This is a genomic window from Chromatiaceae bacterium, from assembly GCA_016714645.1.
GTDB lineage: Bacteria > Pseudomonadota > Gammaproteobacteria > Chromatiales > Chromatiaceae > M0108.
The window spans coordinates 154,840-175,737 of the sequence record JADKCI010000004.1; the positions used below are offsets into that span (position 1 = coordinate 154,840).

The 20,898-nt window shown below is 64.8% G+C and carries 25 protein-coding genes and 1 tRNA gene; 11 read left to right on the plus strand and 15 right to left on the minus strand.

Annotated elements, in window-relative coordinates:
• Positions 1–2 precede the first annotated feature (2 nt).
• From lysA to IPN92_12535, 5 genes are all read right to left on the minus strand, one after another.
• Entirely contained in the window at positions 3–1,250 is a 1,248-nt protein-coding gene (gene lysA, locus IPN92_12515) for a diaminopimelate decarboxylase (protein MBK8639044.1), read from the minus strand.
• A gap of 12 nt (positions 1,251–1,262) precedes the next feature.
• Positions 1,263–1,478 (minus strand): lipoprotein, encoded by a 216-nt coding sequence (locus IPN92_12520; GenBank protein MBK8639045.1) that lies wholly within the window; start codon positions 1,476–1,478, stop codon positions 1,263–1,265.
• Positions 1,479–1,543: 65 nt separating this feature from the next.
• Positions 1,544–1,960, minus strand: a complete 417-nt coding sequence (locus tag IPN92_12525) for a nitrous oxide-stimulated promoter family protein (protein ID MBK8639046.1) — start codon at positions 1,958–1,960, stop codon at positions 1,544–1,546.
• On the minus strand, positions 1,957–3,129 hold the full coding sequence (locus IPN92_12530) for an SPOR domain-containing protein (GenBank protein MBK8639047.1): 1,173 nt from the start codon (positions 3,127–3,129) through the stop codon (positions 1,957–1,959). The genes IPN92_12525 and IPN92_12530 overlap by 4 nt, the downstream gene beginning before the upstream one ends.
• A 105-nt stretch (positions 3,130–3,234) precedes the next feature.
• A complete protein-coding gene (locus IPN92_12535) occupies positions 3,235–3,552 on the minus strand; it encodes a DUF1840 domain-containing protein (GenBank protein ID MBK8639048.1) in 318 nt (105 codons plus the stop codon).
• Between the two features lie 212 nt (positions 3,553–3,764).
• Here IPN92_12535 and IPN92_12540 point away from each other — a divergent pair, with 212 nt between their 5' ends.
• The 4 genes from IPN92_12540 (at position 3,765) to IPN92_12555 (ending at position 7,722) form a co-directional block, all read left to right on the plus strand.
• Positions 3,765–5,279, plus strand: a complete 1,515-nt coding sequence (locus IPN92_12540) for a hypothetical protein (protein MBK8639049.1) — start codon at positions 3,765–3,767, stop codon at positions 5,277–5,279.
• A 94-nt stretch (positions 5,280–5,373) separates the two neighbouring features.
• A complete protein-coding gene (locus IPN92_12545; GenBank protein ID MBK8639050.1) occupies positions 5,374–5,886 on the plus strand; it encodes a hypothetical protein in 513 nt (170 codons plus the stop codon).
• Between the two features lie 97 nt (positions 5,887–5,983).
• Positions 5,984–7,198 carry an FAD-dependent oxidoreductase gene (locus IPN92_12550; GenBank protein ID MBK8639051.1) on the plus strand — a complete coding sequence of 405 codons (1,215 nt, stop codon included), beginning with the start codon at positions 5,984–5,986 and terminating at the stop codon, positions 7,196–7,198.
• A 29-nt stretch (positions 7,199–7,227) separates the two neighbouring features.
• Positions 7,228–7,722 (plus strand): CreA family protein, encoded by a 495-nt coding sequence (locus IPN92_12555; GenBank protein ID MBK8639052.1) that lies wholly within the window; start codon positions 7,228–7,230, stop codon positions 7,720–7,722.
• Positions 7,723–7,749: 27 nt separating this feature from the next.
• Here IPN92_12555 and IPN92_12560 read toward each other — a convergent pair whose 3' ends face one another.
• From IPN92_12560 to rplU, 4 genes are all read right to left on the minus strand, one after another.
• Positions 7,750–8,874, minus strand: coding sequence for a glutamate 5-kinase (locus tag IPN92_12560; GenBank protein MBK8639053.1), 1,125 nt, complete (start codon positions 8,872–8,874; stop codon positions 7,750–7,752).
• A 44-nt stretch (positions 8,875–8,918) separates the two neighbouring features.
• Positions 8,919–9,992, minus strand: coding sequence for a GTPase ObgE (gene obgE / locus IPN92_12565; GenBank protein ID MBK8639054.1), 1,074 nt, complete (start codon positions 9,990–9,992; stop codon positions 8,919–8,921).
• 116 nt (positions 9,993–10,108) lie between these two features.
• Entirely contained in the window at positions 10,109–10,366 is a 258-nt protein-coding gene (rpmA, locus tag IPN92_12570) for a 50S ribosomal protein L27 (protein ID MBK8639055.1), read from the minus strand.
• Between the two features lie 13 nt (positions 10,367–10,379).
• Positions 10,380–10,694, minus strand: coding sequence for a 50S ribosomal protein L21 (gene rplU, locus IPN92_12575; protein MBK8639056.1), 315 nt, complete (start codon positions 10,692–10,694; stop codon positions 10,380–10,382).
• A 334-nt stretch (positions 10,695–11,028) separates the two neighbouring features.
• Between rplU and IPN92_12580 the strand changes: the two genes are divergently transcribed.
• From IPN92_12580 to xthA, 7 genes are all read left to right on the plus strand, one after another.
• Positions 11,029–11,997 (plus strand): polyprenyl synthetase family protein, encoded by a 969-nt coding sequence (locus IPN92_12580; protein ID MBK8639057.1) that lies wholly within the window; start codon positions 11,029–11,031, stop codon positions 11,995–11,997.
• Positions 11,998–12,074, plus strand: a tRNA-Pro gene (locus tag IPN92_12585).
• A 304-nt stretch (positions 12,075–12,378) separates the two neighbouring features.
• Complete coding sequence (locus tag IPN92_12590) at positions 12,379–12,720, plus strand: SHOCT domain-containing protein (protein MBK8639058.1); 342 nt, start codon at positions 12,379–12,381, stop codon at positions 12,718–12,720.
• Positions 12,710–13,024 (plus strand): hypothetical protein, encoded by a 315-nt coding sequence (locus tag IPN92_12595; GenBank protein MBK8639059.1) that lies wholly within the window; start codon positions 12,710–12,712, stop codon positions 13,022–13,024. The genes IPN92_12590 and IPN92_12595 overlap by 11 nt, the downstream gene beginning before the upstream one ends.
• Before the next feature lie 132 nt (positions 13,025–13,156).
• A complete protein-coding gene (locus IPN92_12600; protein ID MBK8639060.1) occupies positions 13,157–14,383 on the plus strand; it encodes a D-alanyl-D-alanine carboxypeptidase in 1,227 nt (408 codons plus the stop codon).
• Between the two features lie 16 nt (positions 14,384–14,399).
• Positions 14,400–15,239 carry a trypsin-like peptidase domain-containing protein gene (locus IPN92_12605; GenBank protein ID MBK8639061.1) on the plus strand — a complete coding sequence of 280 codons (840 nt, stop codon included), beginning with the start codon at positions 14,400–14,402 and terminating at the stop codon, positions 15,237–15,239.
• 2 nt (positions 15,240–15,241) lie between these two features.
• Positions 15,242–16,060, plus strand: a complete 819-nt coding sequence (gene xthA / locus IPN92_12610) for an exodeoxyribonuclease III (GenBank protein ID MBK8639062.1) — start codon at positions 15,242–15,244, stop codon at positions 16,058–16,060.
• Positions 16,061–16,096: 36 nt separating this feature from the next.
• Here the strand turns inward: xthA and ptsP are convergent, their stop codons facing one another.
• From ptsP to IPN92_12640, 6 genes are read right to left on the minus strand one after another with little or no spacing between them, the layout of a single operon-like run.
• A complete protein-coding gene (ptsP, locus tag IPN92_12615; GenBank protein MBK8639063.1) occupies positions 16,097–17,854 on the minus strand; it encodes a phosphoenolpyruvate--protein phosphotransferase in 1,758 nt (585 codons plus the stop codon).
• A complete protein-coding gene (locus tag IPN92_12620; GenBank protein MBK8639064.1) occupies positions 17,851–18,120 on the minus strand; it encodes an HPr family phosphocarrier protein in 270 nt (89 codons plus the stop codon). Before IPN92_12620 ends, ptsP begins: the two co-directional genes overlap by 4 nt.
• Complete coding sequence (locus tag IPN92_12625) at positions 18,117–18,542, minus strand: PTS fructose transporter subunit IIA (protein ID MBK8639065.1); 426 nt, start codon at positions 18,540–18,542, stop codon at positions 18,117–18,119. The genes IPN92_12620 and IPN92_12625 overlap by 4 nt, the downstream gene beginning before the upstream one ends.
• Positions 18,539–19,402 (minus strand): RNase adapter RapZ, encoded by an 864-nt coding sequence (gene rapZ / locus IPN92_12630; GenBank protein ID MBK8639066.1) that lies wholly within the window; start codon positions 19,400–19,402, stop codon positions 18,539–18,541. The genes IPN92_12625 and rapZ overlap by 4 nt, the downstream gene beginning before the upstream one ends.
• Complete coding sequence (hprK, locus tag IPN92_12635) at positions 19,393–20,361, minus strand: HPr(Ser) kinase/phosphatase (GenBank protein ID MBK8639067.1); 969 nt, start codon at positions 20,359–20,361, stop codon at positions 19,393–19,395. Before hprK ends, rapZ begins: the two co-directional genes overlap by 10 nt.
• On the minus strand, positions 20,358–20,828 hold the full coding sequence (locus tag IPN92_12640) for a PTS sugar transporter subunit IIA (protein MBK8639068.1): 471 nt from the start codon (positions 20,826–20,828) through the stop codon (positions 20,358–20,360). Before IPN92_12640 ends, hprK begins: the two co-directional genes overlap by 4 nt.
• Positions 20,829–20,898: the final 70 nt, after the last annotated feature.

Below are 20,898 nucleotides of genomic sequence, written 5' to 3' on the forward strand. Positions count from 1 at the left end.
GCTCAAGGGATTAGCGTCTCCCCGGCGAAGAGGGACGCGACCGTCTCGCGGGGGCGTACCAGATGGATGTTGGCGCCATCCACCATGACCTCGGGGGCGCGGGGGCGGCTGTTGTAATTGGAACTCATGGTGAAGCCGTAGGCACCGCTGCCGCGCACGGCCAGGAGGTCACCGGGGGCAAGGGCCAGATCGCGGGCCTTGCCGATGAAGTCGCCGGTCTCGCACACGGGGCCCACCAGGTCGTAGAGGGCGCGCTCGCCCCCCTCGTGGCGGTCGGTGGGGATGATGTCCTGGACCGCCTGGTAGAGGGCGGGGCGCACCAGATCGTTCATGGCGGCATCGACGATGGCAAAGCGCTTCTGGCCGTTGTCCTTGAGCATTTCCACCCGCGTCAGCAGGATGCCGGCGTTGCCGGCGATGGCGCGGCCGGGCTCCAGCAGAATTTCGTAATGGCGGCCCTCCAGGAGCTGGTCCAGGGCGCGGGCATAGTCGGCGGGCTCGGGTGGGGTTTCATGGGTGTAGCGGATGCCAAGGCCGCCGCCCAGATCCAGGTGATGGATGGGGATACCGAAGCGTTCCAGCCGGTCCGCCAGTTCCAGGACCCGCGTGAGGGCGTCGAGAAAGGGCGCCAGCTCGGTCAGCTGAGAACCGATGTGGCAATCGATGCCGGTCACGCGCAGATGGGGGCTCGCGGCGGCGCGCTCATAGACCCGGTCGGCGGCATGGATGTCGATACCGAACTTGTTCTCGCGCAGGCCGGTGGAGATGTAGGGGTGGGTGCCCGCATCCACGTCCGGGTTGACGCGGATCGACACCGGGGCGACGGTGCCCAAGGTCCGGGCGACCCCTTCCAGACGTTCCAGTTCGGCCTCGGACTCGACATTGAAGCAGCGGATGCCGACCTCCAGGGCCCGGCGCATCTCCTCCGCGCGCTTGCCGACGCCGGAGAAGATGACCTTGGCCGGGTCGCCCCCCGCCGCCAGCACCCGCTCCAGTTCCCCACCCGAGACGATGTCGAAACCGGACTCCAGTCGCGCCAGGACGTTGAGCACGGCCAGGTTGGAGTTGGCCTTGACGGCAAAGCAGATCAGGTGGGGATGATGGCCGAAGGCGGTGTCGAAGGCCCGCCAGTGGCGCTCCAGGGTGGCGCGGGAATACACATAGCAAGGGGTGCCGAAGCGCTCGGCGATGTTGGCGACCGGCACCTCCTCGGCATAGAGGCGATGTTCCTGGTACTGAAAATGATCCATCGGCGGGGGTTCCTAGCGGACGGGTGGCGGCACGGCTTCCGGGCCGGGGATCTCGGGGGCCTGGTCCTGCTGGGGCGATTGCGCCGGGGATTCCCTGGAGACTTCCTGCTTGCCAGCCTGTTCGTCAGGCAGGAAGAGGGGGCCTTTCTGGCCGCAGGCGGCCATCATCTGGCTGATGCCCAGCAGGGCGACCATCAGGATGAAGAGTTGGCGTGCCCAGCAAAGCATCGGTCGAGGTTCCGGGGGGGAAGGGGCCTGAAGGGCCATAAGGGGGGCGAAAGGGCGATCGGCGCCTAGGGTTTGGCGGCCGCCCTATCACCCGAGTGCCCGGCGGCTGACCGCTCCCGCTTGATCGCCGCCAGGGGCGGGGCCTCGCGGCGTTTGTCGAGGAGGTGGTAGAGACTCAGGATGGGGTGACGAAACAGCATGCGTGGACCGGCATAACGCATGACTACCCTGACCCGTTCTCGCTGGCTGGCGCTATAGCAATGGACCTGGCAGTTGTTGCAGGCGGGCTTCTCCTCACCAAAGGGGCAGGTGGCGAGCCGCCGGCGGGCATAGTCCAGCAATTGAGCGCAGTCGTCGCAACTGCCGTTCCGGGTGCCGTGGTGATCGCGGCAATAGAGGGCCATCATGGCGGCCATGGTCGCCTGTTCCCGGGCCAGGCGCGGACCGGTGGTTTGGGCCTGACTCGCCTGGGAGGCGGTCATGGGGCGCGGTCCAGGACCTGGAGCTGTGCCCCCGCGTCCAATTGGCGAATGATGGGTTTGAGAGCGGCGAGTTCGGCGGGCAGGGCCGCCTTGGCCTCGGCGGCGGCGGCCTGGTCTTGGTAAAGGCTGTGGAAGAGGGCATACCAGGGCTTGCCCCGCCGGCTCTCCTCGCGGTAGTAGACGCGGTTGGGCGTATCCGCGCGATTGGCGAAACGGCGCACATCCTCTAGGTTCTTGAAGCTGATAAGTTGCAGGGCCAGGGGGTGATCGCCCACGGTTATCACGTCCTCAACCAGGGCGGGGGCCGCCTTGGCTTCGAGGGTGGTCTCGGGCGGGGACAGGGGGGCCGATTCGGCGGTGGGGGCGGGCGCTGTGGCGGCTTGGGTGGGGGTCTCCTCCGGGGTCCAGGTTTTCTGTTCCAAGGGCAGGTTGGCGGAGGCCAGGGTGTTCGCCAGGCTGTCGCGCAGCAGCAGCATGTCCTTGCCCAGTCGTTCCTGGGCCTTTTGAATCTCTTCGATCTTGGCGATCAAGTCGGCGTCCGTGGCCTGGCGCTCCTCGATCTCCTTTTTCATGGCATCCGGCTTGGCGGGCGATTGCTCCGGCTGGCTGGCAAGGGTCTCCTCCAGTCCCTTCAGGCGGTTGGCGAGGTCGGTGACGCCGGACTGGCGCTCATCGACCTTGGTCTCCAGATCCCCGGACAGACGCGTGACGGCCTGGTCAAGTTCCCCCAGGCGCTCGTCCAGCGGGGCCGTGTCGATGGTGGAAAGGCGGGCGACCGCCTCCTGGATGCCACTCAACTGGGCGCTCACCTCGGTATCACCGCTGTTGATCTGGAGCAGGCCCAGGGTGGCCCCGCCGATGGAGACGAGGAAGGCGAAGAGGACAAGGATGGTCGTCATGAGACCCCGGCGCCGGATCTCCTCCTCGATGTCGTCCCGCTGGGCGTCCAGGGCGCGCCTGACTTCCGTCGCTGTCCGGCGGCGATCGTCGTCCACGTCGGCGATACGTCCGATCAGGGCTACCTCCAGGTCCCGCAGTTTGCTGGCCTGGGCCTCCAGGGCGCTGTCCAGCGCCGTCAGGCGGTCACCTCCCATCTCTGAAGCTTGGGTGGTGGTGGCCGGAGTTTTGGCCAGCTTGGCCTGGTCCGCGGAGGAAGTGGCATTTTCCATGTGATCGTCGGCTCCCGGGGGGGTCTTTTACAATTTGTCAATGATCCCCCAGCCGGGGGCGGATTCCAAGCGGAAACCCTCTCCTGGCGCGGATTCAGGGGGGAATCAGTTATCCCACATCACATTCTTGCCCCGCGCCGCCGCCGTGGTCAGGAGATCGATCAGGGGCAGGGCGCGATTGGCCAGGCTGACATGGCGTCCCTGATCGTCGTCCCCCTGGCGAGAGGAGGGCGCCGGGTCCAGTGTCAGGTCCGGATGTTCCGCGACCGCCGCTTGCAGTCGCGCCAAGGCCTGGGGAATATCCGCGGCCAACAAGGCCCCGGGGGTCCTGCCACTTTGCCCCATGAGCTTGAGCAGAGTCAGGGCTACATCGCCAAACATAATGATGTCGGCATGGGCATCGGTTTTGAATGTGACCAACATGGGCATGTCCTCGTTGCGGAGATGGGGCAGTCGAATGGCTGTTGGGTAGGGGCCCGCAACGGCGATATTATCCGCGACCCCGGCTTGGTCGGTATAGAATCCTGTCATCCCCCTAGCCTGGCCTGAGGGTCTCGCAAGTTTGAACCCCAGGCCGCCTTGACCTCATTCCGGAAGCGCCCATGAAGAAACCCGACCTGCTCCTGCCCGCCCTCCTGGTCCTTGGCCTCCTGCTCGGCCCGATCCAGGCGCTGGCGGATATACCGGCCACCCCCGTCATGACTCTCTATAAATTCAACGGGCCCAGGACCAACCCCTACTATGACGCGGACGATTTCGCCAGGCGCGGTCCCCAATCCCCGGCGGGCCAGCTCACCCAGGGTAGTTCCATCATCCCCTGCCTGGTGATCCGTAATGGCGAGCCCCTGGTGGATGAGAGCGGCACCCCCTACGTTGGCTTTGAGGTCGTCGTGGACACCGCCAAGGCCGGGCCCGAGGCGACCGATAAATTCAAAAAGGCCCTGGCCGAGCGCAAGGGCCTGAAGGTCGAGAATCACCACTGTGGCCCTGGCATCAAGCGGGTCATCAGCGTCCGCGACTTTTATGCCATGACCAAGGCCCCCGCCTTCGATCCCCCCAGGACCGGCAAGGGCCAGGGCGCCGGGGGGGGGAGCACCCTGGACCGGCTGGTGCGCGGCTTCCATAATTCTCCCCAATGCGACCAGGTCAACGACGACCTGGTAGGTCGCCGGGGCGCCCTGGCGCAGGCCTGGGACAGCTATATCGCCGCCAACCAGGGCCGTGCCTCGGCCGAGGATCTCAAACGCGCCAAGCACCTGGATTACGTCATGCGCACCGCCCTCTTCGAGGGCCATCTTGGCCGCGGCTGCAATGCCTATGGTGCCTGCGAGCGCAATATCATTGCCCTGTCCATCCGTAACCGCGCCGTCGGCAGGTGCCAGGCCGGTCAAGGCTGCCGTCAACCTGGCGACTTCCAGGGCGCCTCCTCCGCCGTCGCCCAGTACAACATCTGGGATGAATATCTCACCCAAGTCTCCGGTCTCACCTCCTGCTATCTGCGGGATGACCTCGGCAGCGCCGGCAATGCCCGTAGCGGTGACTATTACGACAAGCTCCAGGCCATGCATGCCCAGAGTGTCGGCGATGTCGAGCGCATCATGTATGGGGACGAAGCGGCGCTGCGTGACCTCTTCCCCGGCAATTCCTTACGGGATATCACGGGTCTGCGCAACTACTACCATGCCCCGGCCATGGGCAAGTGCTTTCCCAAGCACCCGGGGGTCGAATATATGTCTGGCGCCATCGCCCGCAAGGGCGGTGATTTTGCGCTCATCGCCAACACCCGTATCCAGATCGATGGCAAGGAAGGGGAGGGTTATCGCTTTCGCGAGTTCCTCGTCACCGAGGACGAGGACGCCGATCGCATCCGCCTGGAGGATAACTTCCCCGGCTTCGCCGTTGATGCTCGCAAGGTCAGCGGCAAGCCCCCGGCCTCTTGCCCGGCCTATGGCATCCCCGCGGGCTGTCGTCACGACAAGATTGGCCGCCATCGCAAGGTGCCCTCCTGGCTGGCCGAGGGCAAGCCCCTGGAACTCAAGTGTCAGATCAAGGACCGGGGCGAGAACTGCAAGTCGGCGCCGGCCTCCAAGTCCGTGAGCGTCGGTGGTGTCTGCGATAGCCAGATGCGCCCCGTGGCGCATGTCGATTAGGCGCGTCCCCTCCGCGGTCGCCCCTCAAGGTCCGGGCACCCACAAACCGGACCCGGGCGTGACCCAGGGCTGATCCGGTAGCGAGAGAGGTGCAATGACGACGAGCTATGAGATTCACTTTTCCGGCGACTTGCTGCCTGGGGTTGATCCTGCGGTGGCGAGGGCGCGGATTCAGGGGTTGTTCAAACTCACGGACGCCGTGGCGGCGCGGCTGTTCAGTGGGCAGACGGTGGCCCTGAAGCGGGGACTGGACCTGGCTCGGGCGGAGCGGTTGCGACAGGTCTTTCTGGAGGTGGGGGCGCTGGCGCGGCTGGTGGAGCAGGGGCCCGCGGTGGCGCCGGCGCCCCACGCCACCCCCGTGCCCGAGGTGAAGGCGGCCTTGCCGCGCGACTGGACTCTGGCGCCAGCGGATGGCCGGCCCCTGGAGCCGGACCCGGGCCAAGCGCCACCCACGGTGGACATCAGCGGCATGAGTCTGATCTCGGGCCAGGAATGGAGCCTGGCGGAGTGCGATCAGGGAGCCACGCCAGTGGTGGCGCCGGATATCAGTCATTTGCGAATTCTGGCGCCAGAGCCGGACCCGGGCGAGGGGGCGGGCGCCCGATGATGGCTTTTTGGGCGCGCCTGGCTCGATAAGGCGGTGGCCCAGTGACGCTTCAGGCGCCAATCAAGATGATTTTTCCCGTGGGGCGAGGGTGGATTTTATGAGCGAGGCTTTCGAGCATATCGTCGTTGGCGGTGGTATCAGTGGCCTGGGGCTGGCCCATGGTGCGGCGCGCCGGGGCATCCCGACCCTGGTCCTAGAGGCGGCCGAGCGGGTTGGGGGTTGCATCAATAGCCAGGCCTTTCCGGCGTGTGGCGGTTTCTGGGTGGAGGCGGGGACCCATACCTGCTACAACAGTTACGGCCATCTGCTGGATATTCTGGGCGACCTGGGGTTGATGGCGCGTCTCACCCCCAAGGCCAAGGTGAGTTTTTCCCTCTGGCGGGATGGCCAGCGCCACTCCATCTTCTCGGCCCTGCACCTTGGGGAACTGCTCCTGTCCTTGCCCCGCCTTTTTACCACCAAGAAGGCGGGTCTGAGCGTGCGCGACTACTATGCCCCTGGGCTCGGGGCCGCCAATTATCGCGACCTCTTTGGCCCGGCCTTCAGTGCCGTCATCTGTCAGGAGGCGGACGATTTCCCCGCGGATCTGTTATTTCGCCGCAAGCCCAGACGCAAGAAAGTCCTGCGCAGTTTCACCCTGCCCCAGGGTCTGTCCGAGATCCCCCTGGCCATGGCCGGGCAGCCGGGATTGGCGGTGCGAACCGGGCAAACCCTGAAGGAAATCCGGCGCGATGGGCAGCGCTTCTGGCTGCTGATGGCCGATGGCCAGGAGTTGAGCTGCGCCACCCTGAGCCTGGCGACACCACCGGATGTGGCGGCCCGCCTGCTGGGGGCTCCTGCTGGTCCCCTGGTGGACCAGCAGGAGGCGGTGGCGGCCATCGCCGGGATCGGGATGCGGGAGATCGAGTCCCTGGTCTTATGTGTTTCCGCTCAAGCCCTGGGGCATCTGCCGCCCAGCGCGGGTCTCATCGCCGTGGACGAGGCCTTCAACGCCATGGTATCGCGGGATTATCTGGCCGATGGCGCCTACCGGGGCTTTAGTTTCCATTTCCGGCCCGGCGCCTTGACCCCAGAGGACCAGCAGCAGAGGGCTTGCGCCGCGCTGGGGATAGCCCCGGCGGCCATCGCCGGTCTGGCCCGGGTTCACAATCGGCTGCCGGCCTTGCGGGTCGGGCATGGGGAGCGGGTGGCGCGCATCGACACCGCCCTGACCGGCACCCGGTTGGGTATTACGGGTAACTGGTTTCAGGGGGTCTCGGTCGAAGACTGTCTGACCCGGAGCCACCAGGAGTGCGAACGCCTGTTCGCTTAAGATTTAGGCTATTAAGAGGAGTCAAGAGTATGACAAGGTTGATCCTGTGTGCTGGCCTGATCGCCAGCCTCGTGGCCGGTCAGGCCCTGGGGGGCGAGGAGATCGGCAGCGTCAGCACCCGCTTCAAGATGCTGGGACCCAATGACAAGGTCGTGGTCGAGGTCTTCGATGACGAGGACGTGCCGGGGGTAGCCTGTTACCTGAGTCGGGCCAAGACGGGGGGCATCTCGGGGGCCGTGGGCGTCGCCGAGGATACCTCGGACGCCTCTATCGCCTGCCGCCAGATCGGGCCCATCAAGCTTGGGGAGGACATCCGTTCGGGTAAGGCGGACGGCGATGAGGTCTTTAAGAAACGCACCTCCCTCATCTTCAAGACCATGCAGGTGGTGCGCTTCTTCGATGCCAAGCGCCAGGTACTGGTCTATCTGACCTTTAGCGATCGCATCATCGAGGGTTCGCCCAAGAACAGCATCTCGGTGGTGCCGATCCAACCCTGGCCCGGGGCCGTCACTGGCGGTAACTGAGACCCCGGCCCAGCGGCTCAGGGCCCCTCACACCAGCACCAGGTTGTCGCGGTGGATCAATTCGGCCTCATTGAGGTAGCCGAGGATGGCCTCGAACCGGGAACTTGGTTTGCCCTTGATGCGGTCGGCCTCCTGGGCGTCGTAGTTGACCAGGCCGCGGGCGACCTCGCGGCCATCCGGGTCCAGGCAGGCCACCACCTCCCCGCGCGCGAAGCCCCCGCTGACGGCGGTGACCCCTACCGCCAGCAGGCTGGTGCCCTGGGTGCGCAGGGCGCGCACGGCGCCCTGATCGAGGGTCAGGCGGCCGCTCGCCACCAGATGGCCGGCGAGCCATTGCTTGCGTGCCGCCTCGGGCTCATGCACGGGTGACAGCAGGGTGCCGACGGACTCCCCGGCGCGCAGTCGGGTCAGTACCTCCGGGCCCCGGCCGGGGGCGATTACGGTGGGGGTGCCGGAACGCGCCGCCAGTCGCGCCGCCCGGACCTTGGTGACCATGCCGCCGAGGCCCAGGCCGCTGGCGCTGCCGCCGGCGACGGCGTCCAGAAAGGGGTCATCGACCCGGGTTTGGGGGATGAGGCTGGCCTCGGCGGAAAAGCGCGGGTCCCGGTCGAAGAGGCCGTCCTGATCCGTGAGCAGGACCAGCAGGTCCGCCTCGATGAGATTCGCCACTAGGGCCGCCAGGGTGTCGTTATCCCCAAAGCGCAACTCATCCGTGGCCACGGTATCGTTCTCGTTGATGACGGGGATGACGCCGAGGGACAGCAGGGTGCGCAGGGTGGTGCGGGCGTTGAGGTAGCGGTGGCGATCGATGAGGTCGTCACGGGTGAGCAGTACCTGGGCGGTGCGCAGGCCGCGCTTGTCAAAGCAGTCCTCGTAGGCGCGGATCAAGCCCATCTGGCCGATAGCGGCGGCGGCCTGGAGTTCATGCAGGGTCTTGGGCCGACGCTTCCAGCCCATGCGGGCCATGCCCTCGGCAACGGCGCCGGAGGATACCAGTACCAGATCGGCCCCGCTCCGGCGTAGTTCGGTCATCTGATCGACCCAGGGGGCCAGGACCGCGCGGTTGAGGCCCTGGCCGTCGCTGGTGAGCAGGGCGCTGCCGATCTTGACCACCCAGCGCCGGGTGGAGGGCATTTGGTCTCGCGTTATCATGCTAGTCTGTTCAGCTTGGGAATGGGCCTGGGGGCGACAGGGGATCACCCCAGGGGATGCCAGTCGTCCTCCGCGGCTGCGGTCTCGGCCTCGGTGCGTTCGGCCAGCCGCAGGGTCTCCAATCGCTTCATCAGATCCGCCATCAGGTCGTCGGTGCCGGAGCCGGTGAGGGCGGAGATGCCGTAAACGGGGCCCGTCCAACCCAGTGCTTCCAGGAGGCGGGCGCGACGGGTCTCGTAGTCCGACGCTTCCAGCAGATCGCGCTTGTTGAGCACCAGCCAGCGTTCCTTGTCCATCAGGCCCTCGCCATAGAGGGCCAGTTCGCGCTCGATCTTGCGGATCTCTTCCACCGGGTCGAGGCCCTCGTCAAGGGGGGCTATGTCCACCAGATGCAGTAACAGCCGGGTGCGGGCCAGATGGCGGAGGAAGCGCAGGCCGAGCCCCGCGCCATCGGCGGCCCCCTCGATGATGCCAGGAATGTCGGCGATGACGAAGCTGTGATCCTGGCCGAGTCGCACTACGCCCAGGTGGGGTTGCAGGGTCGTGAAGGGGTAGTCCGCCACGCGGGGGGTGGCGCTGGAGACCTGGCGGATCAGGCTCGATTTGCCCGCGTTGGGAAAGCCCAGCAGGCCGACATCGGCCAGCAGGATCAATTCAAGGCGCAACTCGCGGGTCTCTCCCGGCGTGCCGGGGGTGAATTGGCGCGGCGTGCGGTTGATGCTGGACTTGAAGCGGGCGTTGCCGATGCCGTGGAAGCCCCCTTGGGCGACGGTTAGGCGTTGGCCTTCCTGGCAGAGATCGCCATACTGGTCGCCGGTCTCCTCGTCCCAGATGCGGGTGCCCACGGGGACGCGAATGACCAGGTCCTCGCCCTTGCGGCCCTTCTTGTCACTGCCCATGCCGTTCTTGCCGCGCTGGGCCCGGAAGGTGCGCTGGAAGCGCAGGTCCACCAAGGTGTTGAGATTGTTATCGGCCACCAGGTGGATGCTGCCGCCATCGCCGCCATCGCCACCGTTCGGCCCCCCTTTTGGGATGAACTTTTCGCGCCGGAAACTGACGCAGCCATCGCCGCCATCCCCGGCCTGGACGCGGATGCGGACTTCGTCAACAAATTTCATCGGCGGAATGGCTCTGGTTCATGATGGCGGGGCGGAACGGGTTCCGGGCAGTCCTGAAACGCAAAAAGCCTCGCCGACGGGCGAGGCTTTTTGGTGGGACCAGGTTGTCGTGGTTCTCAGAGGCTGTCAACCATGATGTACTTGCGATTGTCGGGCCCCTTGACCTGAAAGCGCACATGGCCATCCGTCAAGGCGAAGAGGGTGTGGTCACGGCCACAGCCGACGTTGGTGCCATTGCGAAACTTGGTGCCGCGCTGCCGGACGATGATGCCGCCGGCGTTAATGCGCTGGCCGCCGTAAACCTTGACCCCAAGCCGTTTCGATTCCGAATCGCGACCGTTACGAGAACTGCCGCCTGCTTTTTTATGTGCCATGCCTGTGCTCTCCTCAGCCCGCGCTGATACTGGTTACGGTCAGTTCCGTGTAGGACTGGCGATGACCCGCGCGCTTCAAATGATGCTTGCGCCGACGGAACTTGACGATCTTGACCTTGGGGCCGCGCCCATGGCCACTGACCTTGGCCATGACCTTGCCTTCTTCCAGGTAGGGCTTGCCCAGTTTGATTTGGTCGCCATCGGCCACCATGAGCACCTTATCGAGTTCGATGTCGGCGCCATCCTCGACCGACAACTTTTCGACCTTGATGGTGTCGCCCTCGGCGACCCGGTACTGTTTGCCACCGGTTTGAATGACCGCGTACATGTGAATGCCTTCCCCAGCAATGACCATTGTCTGCCTCCCGCAACGACGGGCGGCTAACCAAAGACGCGAGATGATAGCGGTTGGGCTCCGTTCGAGTCAAACATTCCCTTGGGTTTCGACCCAAGAGCCGTCTGATCTGGCGAGGAGGCGATGCGGTCGCGCTCGAAAAATGCCCTAAATTATCCTGGAATCAGGCAGTAGCCGTGCCGCCGCCAGGCCGCCAACGCCCTCTGCCGGTAGCCACGCCCTGACGGGCCCTGCCATAAATCTTGACAGGCCCGGCGTCAATCCCTAGCATCCCACAGTCTTTTTGCAACCTTCGATCTCGCCGCAAATGTCCTTGAGTGAAATTCGGGGCCCCGTCGCCGCGGACCTGCGGGCGGTGGATGACCTTATTCTGCGTCGTCTCCAGTCCGATGTCGCCCTGATTAACCAAATCGGGCACTACATCGTCAACAGTGGGGGTAAGCGCCTGCGCCCGCTGGGCGTGTTGCTGAGTGCGCGTGCCTGTGGCTACGTGGGTGACCGTCATATCGATCTGGCGGCCGTCATCGAGTTTATCCATACCGCGACCCTGCTCCACGATGACGTGGTGGACGGCTCCGATCAGCGCCGGCATCGCAACACGGCTAATGCCGTCTGGGGCAACGCCGCCAGTGTTCTGGTGGGGGATTTTCTCTATTCGCGCTCCTTCGAAATGATGGTGGATGTGGGCTCCATGCGGGTCATGGACATCCTTTCCCATGCCACCAGCCGCATCTCCGAGGGCGAGGTGTTGCAATTGCTGAACTGCAACGACGCGGATACCACCGAGGCGCGCTACATGGAGGTCATTGAGCGCAAGACGGCGACTCTCTTCCAGGCCGGCACCCGCATCGGCGCCGTGCTGGCCGACGCGCCCCCCGAGATCGAGACGGCCATGGCCGACTATGGCCGTCATCTGGGGGTTGCCTTCCAGTTGGTCGACGATGCCCTCGACTATCGCGCCAAGAGCGAGGATCTGGGTAAAAATCTGGGTGACGATCTGGCCGAGGGCAAGCCGACTCTGCCGGTCATCCGCGCCCTGGCGGTCGGCACGCCGGAACAGCGGGCCCTGCTGCGGGAGGCCATCGAAAACGGCGGGCGCGAACGCATCACCGAGGTTGCGGCCGTAATTGATTCGACCGGTGGCATTGAGTACACTATATCGCTTGCTCGCCGACACGCAGCCTCCGCCAAACACGCGGTTGCCCTGCTTCCCGAGTCGGGGCAACGCGCGTCGCTGGAAATGATGGTCGATTTCGCCGTCGCACGCACTTATTGACGGGGTGTAGCTCAGCCTGGTAGAGCACTACGTTCGGGACGTAGGGGCCGGAGGTTCGAATCCTCTCACCCCGACCAACTTTTAGTTTGTCCCCCCAAGGTTTCCGCGTTCACTGACCACTTCGGAGTTGAGTTGCCGGCAGCGGTTCCAGTACGACTCCTGGTCTTACCCCCCTTTTCCACCAGTGGATGACGCCCTTTCACAGGGTGCCATGAGGGCGTGGCTGCATGCTGTCCCTGCTCATCTGCCGACAAAAATCCCTACTTGTGCGTTATTTCAGGACAATTCCCGTCACTTGAAAAATGTTTGATCAATGCCGGACTTCTTGGAAAGTTTTGCTTCGGCAATCTGTTGTCTTGACGTTACTGGAGGATTTGGAGAATGGCGGCATCACTCAAAATATTCGGCATCATCCTGGGATTACTTGGTTTAGGTATTGTCTATTTAGTCCCTTGGGATCACCCAAATTTTGCTGGCTATCTTATGACGTTCTGGATACCTGCCGTGGTTTTTTATGGCATGGGATCCCTGATAAGCAGTAGAGATGCCAAATATAAGGAACACCATGATGATCTGGATGCTGGGCCCGACGAAGCTAGAGGAAACCCAGGCTCTGAAAATATTGAAGGACGGTTACGTAAATTGGATAAGCTAAAGGAAAATGGTGTGATCAGTGAGCTTGAGTGGGAAGGAAGACGAGCGGAAATACTTGATGAAGTTTGAACTACTTGCGCTATTTAGGTTGGAAAAAAAGGCAAGGGATTCGACGATGGTTGTCAAGATTTTTAGCAAAAGTCCGCCGAGGTCGCTGTGCGCGGCTAATGTCGACCCGGTCAAGCCTCGACATCGACCGGACCCTGCCTTGTCAGGTCGAGGCCACTTGGTCATCTGCGAGCACGCCGTCGAGCAAGTCGTGGGTTCGCTGATGGCGGGGCGGGATGAGGCGGTGTTCGATGTCCTGTTCGGCGCGGAACCGGTCGCAGCGTTGCCGCCCGCTCATTTCATTCGCGGCGCATGGCCCGCGTAGCTCGGGCAATCTGGCGCAGCTTGAGGTGCATGGCTCGGCCCTCGTGGCATCCGGGGCGCGAATAATTCCCGTGTGCCCAGGGACCATTGGTCCTATCCTACCCAAATCGTCCCTAGCTGGTTTCGAAGTGTCATGACAAAGGCCTCCCTGCTGGCGCTCTTGCTTGCTCTCTTGGCTGGCGGTCTCGCCCTGCCTCCCCGTTCTGGCCTGGCGGCCGGCGATGCCGTCAGGCAGGTGCTGGCGCTGAAGGATGCCAGCCTGATCCTCGAGGTGGACGGCCAGGTGCGCATCGCCCACCTGGCGGATCAACCCATGATTCCTGCCTCCACCATGAAGGTGGTGACGGCCCTGGCGGCTATTCAGCGCTGGGGGCTGGATCATCGTTTCCACACGGATTTTTCTACTCTTGATGGCTGGCTCTGGGTTACGGGCGGCGATCCCTACCTGGTATCCGAGGAGCTTGATCGCCTGGTGGCGGGTTTGAAGAGCCAAGGCCTGCGTTCGGTGGCGGGGATCGGGCTGGATGATGGCCTTTTTGCGCCGGGTCTGAGTATTGATGGGCGCTCCTCCAGTGACAATCCCTACGATGCCCCGGTGACGGCCCTGGCGGTCAACTTTAACACCCTGGCCCTGACAAAGGAGGGGGGTAAGGTCCTGAGTGGCGAGTCCCAGACGCCCATGACCCCCCTGGGGCGGGAGATCGCCGCCCGGTTGGGGCTAGGCAAGCACCGGGTCAACCTCAAGGATCGGCAGATGGCCCTGCGTTATGCCGGTGAGGTTCTGGCGGCCAAGCTGGAAGCGGCTGGGATTGCGGTGAAGGGCGATTTCCGCTTCGGCCAGGTGCCTTCCGGGGCCAAGCGCCTTTATCGGCACGAGAGTAGCCGAAATTTGCGCGAGGTCCTGACCTCCATGCTGGAATACTCCAATAATTTCATCGCCAATTACCTCTTCGTCATGCTGGGCGGCAAGGAGGGCCAGCGGGCACTGGGCATGGCCCAGGCGCAACAGGCAGCCCGAAAGTGGGTGGACCAGGCATTTCGCTGGCGTGATTACCGGATCGAGGATGGTGCCGGCCTGTCTCGCGCCAATCGCCTCAGCGCGCGCCAGTTGCTGGAGGCGGTGAAGGCCTTCGCACCCCACCGCGACTTGCTGCCAGCGCATGGGGGGGTGGCCAGGGCCAAGACGGGAAGCCTGAAAGGGGTCAGTACTTATGCGGGTTTCGTGCGGCGCGAGGGCCGGTGGGAGCCTTTCGGACTCATGATCAACGAGCCGGTGGCCTATAATCTGCGGCTGGAGGTCGCCGATACCCTGGCGCGGGCCCCCGATGTTTCCCGCTATTGCCCAGGGTCCAAGTGTTGACCCCCGGACAGACGCCATGATCCCCTTCCATCGCCTCCTCGCCCTGGCGGCCACCCTCCTGGCGATGGCCCTGGCCGGCTGCGCCCCCCTGTCCACGGCCCCCGTGGCCGGGGAGGGCGGCCGGGATACCCTGGAAGTGCCCTTCCGCCGGGGTGGCAACCCGACCCTGGCGCCCCTCTTGCGTCAGGTCACGCCAGCGGTGGTGAACGTCGCCGTGGAGACCACCATCCCCCAGCGCGATCATCCCTTTCTGAGCGACCCTAACTTTCGCCGCTTCCTGGAGACCATGGACATCCCCTTCCCGGAATCCGTGGAAGGCGGGCGCCAGCAGAGCGTGGGTTCTGGGCTGATCGTCGATGCCGCCCAGGGCTATGTCCTGACCAACGCCCATGTCATCAAGGACGCCAGCCGCATCACGGTCACCCTCAAGGACCGGCGCAGCTTCTCCGCCCGCTTGTTGGGCACCGACGCGGCGGCCGATATCGCCGTGCTGGTGCTGACGCCCGTGCCGCCCGGGCTCGCGGCCCTGCAATTTGGCGACTCGGACCGTCTGGAGGTGGGTGATTTCGTCCTGGCTATCGGCAATCCCTTCGGCATTGGCCAGACGGTCACCTCTGGCATCATCAGCGCCCTGGGGCGCGAGGGCATGGGCGGCGCCGGGGTCGGCGGTCTGATTCAGACCGACGCCTCCATCAATCCGGGCAATTCCGGAGGGCCCCTCATCGATTTGAGCGGCCTGGTGGTGGGTATCAACACCGCCCTGTTGGGGCCGACGGGCGGTAATGTTGGCATCGGATTTGCCACCCCCGCCAACCGCGCCCAGGTCGCGCTGCGGCGAGTGATCGCCAGGCACTGACCATGTTCAAGATTGTTTCATTCAATATCAATGGGATCCGTGCCCGGCCCCATCAATTGGCGGCGCTCAAGGTCCGCCATGATCCCGATGTCATCGGTCTCCAGGAATCCAAGGTGCATGACGAGTCCTTCCCCCTCGACATCACGGAGGGGCTGGGCTATCAGGCTGAATTCCATGGCCAGAAGTCCCATTATGGAGTGGTCCTGCTCAGCAAGGCGCAACCTTTGGAGATCAGCAAAGGCTTGCCGCATGACCCCCTGGATGCCCAACGCCGCGTCATCACCGGCCGCTATGCCCTGCCTAATGGCGAGGCGGTTACGGTTATCAACGCCTATTTCCCGCAGGGGGAAGGGCGCGCTAACCCGGTTAAATTTCCCGCCAAGCGGCAGTTTTACGCGGACCTGGCTGCCTACGCGCGCGACTGTTTCACCCCCGACCAGAATCTGGTCGTCCTGGGCGATATGAATGTGGCGCCTCTGGACCTGGACATCGGCATCGGTGCGCACAACGCCAAGCGCTGGCTGCGGGAAGGCAAGTGCAGTTTTCTGCCCGAGGAGCGGGAATGGCTCGCCACCCTCCAGGGTTTTGGACTGGTGGACGCCTATCGCCTGAAATATCCGGAAATCGATGATCGCTTCAGTTGGTTTGATTACCGCAGCCGTGGCTTTGAGCAGGAACCCAAGCATGGCCTGCGCATCGATCTCGTCCTGGTTACCGCCCCCCTGGCCAGCCGTCTGGTGGATGTGGGCATCGACTACGATATCCGCGCCATGGACAAGCCTTCCGACCATTGTCCCGTCTGGATCAGCCTCGACCTCTGAGGTTCTCGCCCCCTGTCCCGTGCCTCCCGGTTGCGGCTAGTCGCCGCGATTGAGGGCATCCAGCAGATCCTCCGCTGGTTCGTTGTCCAGACGGCCATACAGGTCGGCGACGGCCTCTTCGAGTCGGGCGGTATCGGCCTCGAGAATAATTTCCTTGATCTCCAGCAGAGAACCCGGCTGCATGCTGAATTGACGCAGACCCAGGCCTAGGAGCAGGCGGGTAAAGCGGCGGTCGCCGGCCATCTCGCCGCACATGGCTACCGGGGTCGCCTGGCGGCGGCCCGCCGCGATCACCATCCGGATCAGGCGCAGGACCGCCGGGTGCAGGGGGTCGTAGAGGTAGTTGACCGTATCGTCGATGCGATCAGTAGCCAGGGTGTACTGGATCAGGTCGTTGGTGCCGATGGAGAGGAAGTCCAGCCGGTTGGCGAAGGCGTCGGCGCAGAGGGCGGCGGCGGGGATCTCGATCATGCCCCCGACAGGCATCTTAGGGTCGAACGGCAGGCCTTCCTGGGTCAACTCCCGACGTGCCTGGGCGAGGAGGGCACGGGTATGGTCCACCTCCCCCAGATTGGTGAGCATGGGCAGCATGAGCCGCACCGGGCCCTCCGCGGAGGCGCGCAGGATGGCGCGCAGCTGGGGCCGGAAGAGATCCAGATCCTTGAGGCAGAGGCGGATGGCGCGGAGTCCCAGGGCCGGGTTGCAGGCGGCGGCGCAATGGGCCGAGGCCGAGCCATCCACCTGTTTGTCGGCCCCCAGGTCCAGGGTGCGAATGGTGATGGGGATGCCGCCCAGGCCTTGGATAACCTGGCGATAGGCGGCCAGGTGTTCCTCCTCGTTGGGCTGCCCCTCGCGGTTCATGTACAGGAACTCGGTGCGGTAAAGGCCGACGCCCACGGCGCCGTTAGCGCGGGCGAGTTGAGCGTCATCGGGGAGTTCCAGGTTGGCGAGGAGTTCGATGGGCTGGCCGTCCCGGGTCTGGCAGGGATCCTGGAGCAGGCGCCGCAGCCGGTTGCGCCGGGCGCTCAGGGCGATGAGGCGCTGGCGATAGTGATTGAGGATGCGGTAGTCGGCGCCTGCGATGACGGTCCCCGCCTCGCCATCCACCACCAGGATCTCGCCTTGATGCAGGTAGCGGGTGGCGTTGCGCACCCCCATGACCGCGGGGATGTTGAGGCTGCGGGCCAGGATGGCGGTGTGGGACAGGGGGCCGCCAAACTCGGTCACCAGGGCCACGGCGCCGCGATGGCGGAGCAGCAGGGTATCCGCCGGGGAGATGCCATGGGCGACGATGACGCAGCCCGAAATCTCGCTCTCGGGGTCGCGGAGCCCTGGGGTGCCGGGGGCGCCGGCAACAAGGAAGTCCAGAATATGATGGATGACTTGGTCGATATCATCACGGCGGCCGCGCAGGTAGGGGTCGTCCATTTCTTCGAAGATACGCGCCAGATCGTCGCGATGCTGCCGCAAGGCCCATTCCGCCGAGAAGAGGTGGTTGCGGATGAGGTCGCGGGCTGGTTCCACCAGGGCCGCGTCTTCCAGAATCAGCAGGTGCGAATCGATGAACTCGGCCAGGCTGAGCGGCGAGGCCTGTGAAACCTGATGGCGTACCGCCTGGAGTGCCCTCTGGGAGGCCGCCAGCGCATCCTCCAGGCGCGCGATTTCCAGGTGCACGTCACCGGGCTCGATGACCCGGGGCGCAACGGGCATGGACCCGCGCTCCATCCGATAGACCGGGCCCAGGGCGACGGCCTGGCTGGTGGAGACGCCGAGCCCGACCAGGACGACCGTCATTCACCCTCCCCGAAGCGATCGGCGATGAGGCACTCCAGGGCGGCGCAGGCCGGGACCTCGTCCTCGCCCTGGATGTGCAGCGTGATGCGCGCCCCTTGGGCGGCGGCCAGCATCATGACCCCCATGATGCTCTTGCCATTGACCTTGCGGCCGTCGCGCTCGACCTGGATAAGGCTGCTGAAAGCGCCCGCGCAGGTGACGAATTTGGCGGAGGCCCGGGCATGCAGGCCCAGCCGGTTGACGATTTCCACTTCCTTGATAATCAAGGCATAACCCCCATGGCCGCGCACTGCTGGCTGGCGCAGATCAGGACGCCGTCGCGCCCCCCGGCCTCCACCTTCAGGGCGAGTTCCGCCAGGGGCAGCCGGGGGTAGTTCAGTGCCCGGACCAGCATCGGCAGATTCAGGCCAGCGACGATCTGGATGGCCCCCGGCCCGCCTTGCAGGGAGCAGGCAATGTTGGCCGGCGTGGAGCCGTAAAGGTCGGCGAGAACCAGAACGCCATCCCCGCTATCGACCTCCAAGGCCAGTCGCAGGGCCTCGGCCAGCAAGGCGTCCCGCTGGGTTTCGTCGGTGACGGCCAAGGCGCGGGCCGCGACGGGGCAGGTGCCACCCAGAATGCGCGTGGCGGTGTAAAGCAGATTGGCGCCGATGTCGCCGTGGGTGATGAGGAGGAGTCCGACGCTCATGAGAGTTCCCGGTGGCGGAGCATGACCTTGCGACCCAGGGCGGCGAAGTGGTCGCGCAGTCTTTCTCCTACATAGACCGAGCGATGCTGGCCACCCGTGCAGCCGATGGCGATGGTGAGGTAGCTGCGTCCATCGGCCTCGAAGCGCGGGACCCAGCGTTCGAAGAAGCAGGAGAGGTCCTGGACCATCTCCGCGACCTCGGGCGATTCCTCCAGAAAGCGGGCGACCTCGGGGTCGCGGCCCGTCTGGGGGCGGAGGTGAGGCTGCCAGTGAGGATTCGGCAGGCAGCGGACATCGATGACAAAATCCACGTCGCGGGGCACGCCCTGTTTGAAGCCGAAGGTCTGAATCAGCAGCGAGACCTGGCGCGGGCTCGATTCCTGGAAGTGGCCCAGCACCCGATCCCGCAACTGGTGAACATTGGTATGGGTGGTATCGATGCGCAGGTCCGCTATGTCCAGGATGGGTGCCAGCAGGGTCCGCTCGAGATTGATGGCCTCCGCCAGGGAAAGATTCTCGGCGGTAAGGGGGTGTTTGCGCCGGGTCTCGCTGAATCGCTTGATCAGGGACTCGGGGCTTGCCTCCAGATACATGACGTGACACTCGACGCCGCGGCCCCGCAGGTCGGCCACCAGTTCCGGGACCTCGCCGAGCCGTTCGGGCTGGTTGCGGGCGTCGATACCGACGGCGGTGCGGGTCATCTGCGGGCTGGCGGCCTCCTCCAGGCCGTGAGCCAGTTCACGCAACAGAAAAAGCGGCAGATTATCGATGCAGTAGAAGCCGAGATCCTCCAGGGTGTGGAGGGCAACACTCTTGCCCGAGCCCGAGAGGCCGCTGACGATGATGAGCCTTACACCCACTCGGGGTCTCCATCAGGTGCATGGCCTTGCAGGGCACGCAACTGGCGTTCGGTGAAATCGATGCCCGCGTCATAGCCCCGGCTGCGCTGCACCTGGCTGCGCACCGCCGCCTCCACCAGGATCGCCAGATTGCGACCCGGGGCGACGGGCATGGTGACCTCGGGAACGCTCACGCCGAGGATGGTCCGCATGGTCTTGGATCCGCCCAGGCGGTCGATGCCGAGGAGACCGGCGGCGTCCAGGGTGCGCAGGTTGACGATGAGGTTGAGCCGCTTACGCTGGCGGACGGCGCTTTCGCCAAACATGGCGCGAATATTGAGGATGCCGAGTCCGCGCACCTCCAGGAAGTCGCGGAGCAGGGGCGGACAGAAGCCCTCCAGCATCTCCGGGGCCAGGTTGGCGAATTCGGGGGCGTCGTCGGCGATCAACCGATGTCCACGGTTGATCAGTTCCAGCGCCAACTCACTCTTGCCGACCGCGGGATCGCCGATCAACAGGACCCCGGTACCCAACACCTCCATGAAGACGCCATGGATAACGACGCGGGGGGCCAGTTTGAGGGTGAGGTAGTAGTGCAGATAGCCAATGATCTCCTCGTCCGGCAGGGGCGAGGCCAGTAGCGGGATGCCCAGGCGTTTCGTAGCTGCCAGCAGGTGATGATCGGGCTCAATGCCGTGGGAGAGAATGATGGCCGCGGGTTGACTGGTAAGTTGCCGGTTCAGCGCATCCCGGCGAGAATCCTCGCCCATGTCCTCGAAATAGCGCTGTTCGGCCAGGCCGATGACCTGGAGCCGATTGGGATGGATACCGTTGAGCGGGCCGACCAGGGATTGACGACCGAGAGAACCTTCCCCGCCGAGCAGCGGGACGGGCGGGTGGGGTGGCGCCGTCAACCAACTCAGTTGGAGGCGCGGACCCATACGCTCGACCAGGTCGTTGAGAGTGCGCAGCTTAGTCATCCGTCTGGTGACAGGTTGGCCCCACCCAGGAGCAGGGCGAGGAGGGCGGCCGGTTCATCGGTCTGGCGCAACCGCTCCCGGAATTCCTCCTCCCCGAACAGTCCCGCCAGTTGGGCCAGGAGTTGGAGATGGACCTCGGTGGCGGCCTCGGGGACGAGCATGGCGAAGGCCAGGTCCACCGGCTGTTCATCGATGGCGTCGAAGTCTATGGGTTGACGGACCTGCACGAAGGCACCGATGGCCTCGCCCGCTTCCTTGATGCGGGCGTGGGGCAAGGCGACGCCATGGCCCAGGCCGGTGCTGCCCAGGCGCTCGCGCTCCAGCAACCGCTCAAGGATGGTGTCGGTGTTTAAAGGGGGCTGGGCGGAGGATAGCAGTCCGGCGAGGACCTCCAGCAGGCGCTTTTTGCTAGTTATTTCCACGCCGCCGGCGATACGCTCGACGGTGAGGAACTGGGGAGGAAACATCGAAGGCGGCTCCCGATGAAGCTTGATGATGGATTAGGCGTCTTGCGGCCGGCGCCGCTCACCCCAGGGT

Excerpts from the sequence above, each read along its gene's own strand:
- lysA (MBK8639044.1), bottom strand. The coding sequence starts at position 1,250 with ATGGATCATTTTCAGTACCAGGAACATCGCCTCTATGCCGAGGAGGTG.
- IPN92_12520 (MBK8639045.1), bottom strand. The coding sequence starts at position 1,478 with ATGCTTTGCTGGGCACGCCAACTCTTCATCCTGATGGTCGCCCTGCTG.
- IPN92_12525 (MBK8639046.1), bottom strand. The coding sequence starts at position 1,960 with ATGACCGCCTCCCAGGCGAGTCAGGCCCAAACCACCGGTCCGCGCCTG.
- IPN92_12530 (MBK8639047.1), bottom strand. The coding sequence starts at position 3,129 with ATGGAAAATGCCACTTCCTCCGCGGACCAGGCCAAGCTGGCCAAAACT.
- IPN92_12535 (MBK8639048.1), bottom strand. The coding sequence starts at position 3,552 with ATGTTGGTCACATTCAAAACCGATGCCCATGCCGACATCATTATGTTT.
- IPN92_12545 (MBK8639050.1), top strand. The coding sequence starts at position 5,374 with ATGACGACGAGCTATGAGATTCACTTTTCCGGCGACTTGCTGCCTGGG.
- IPN92_12550 (MBK8639051.1), top strand. The coding sequence starts at position 5,984 with ATGAGCGAGGCTTTCGAGCATATCGTCGTTGGCGGTGGTATCAGTGGC.
- IPN92_12555 (MBK8639052.1), top strand. The coding sequence starts at position 7,228 with ATGACAAGGTTGATCCTGTGTGCTGGCCTGATCGCCAGCCTCGTGGCC.
- IPN92_12560 (MBK8639053.1), bottom strand. The coding sequence starts at position 8,874 with ATGATAACGCGAGACCAAATGCCCTCCACCCGGCGCTGGGTGGTCAAG.
- obgE (MBK8639054.1), bottom strand. The coding sequence starts at position 9,992 with ATGAAATTTGTTGACGAAGTCCGCATCCGCGTCCAGGCCGGGGATGGC.
- rpmA (MBK8639055.1), bottom strand. The coding sequence starts at position 10,366 with ATGGCACATAAAAAAGCAGGCGGCAGTTCTCGTAACGGTCGCGATTCG.
- rplU (MBK8639056.1), bottom strand. The coding sequence starts at position 10,694 with ATGTACGCGGTCATTCAAACCGGTGGCAAACAGTACCGGGTCGCCGAG.
- IPN92_12580 (MBK8639057.1), top strand. The coding sequence starts at position 11,029 with ATGTCCTTGAGTGAAATTCGGGGCCCCGTCGCCGCGGACCTGCGGGCG.
- IPN92_12590 (MBK8639058.1), top strand. The coding sequence starts at position 12,379 with ATGGCGGCATCACTCAAAATATTCGGCATCATCCTGGGATTACTTGGT.
- IPN92_12595 (MBK8639059.1), top strand. The coding sequence starts at position 12,710 with ATGAAGTTTGAACTACTTGCGCTATTTAGGTTGGAAAAAAAGGCAAGG.
- IPN92_12600 (MBK8639060.1), top strand. The coding sequence starts at position 13,157 with ATGACAAAGGCCTCCCTGCTGGCGCTCTTGCTTGCTCTCTTGGCTGGC.
- IPN92_12605 (MBK8639061.1), top strand. The coding sequence starts at position 14,400 with ATGATCCCCTTCCATCGCCTCCTCGCCCTGGCGGCCACCCTCCTGGCG.
- xthA (MBK8639062.1), top strand. The coding sequence starts at position 15,242 with ATGTTCAAGATTGTTTCATTCAATATCAATGGGATCCGTGCCCGGCCC.
- ptsP (MBK8639063.1), bottom strand. The coding sequence starts at position 17,854 with ATGACGGTCGTCCTGGTCGGGCTCGGCGTCTCCACCAGCCAGGCCGTC.
- IPN92_12625 (MBK8639065.1), bottom strand. The coding sequence starts at position 18,542 with ATGAGCGTCGGACTCCTCCTCATCACCCACGGCGACATCGGCGCCAAT.
- hprK (MBK8639067.1), bottom strand. The coding sequence starts at position 20,361 with ATGACTAAGCTGCGCACTCTCAACGACCTGGTCGAGCGTATGGGTCCG.
- IPN92_12640 (MBK8639068.1), bottom strand. The coding sequence starts at position 20,828 with ATGTTTCCTCCCCAGTTCCTCACCGTCGAGCGTATCGCCGGCGGCGTG.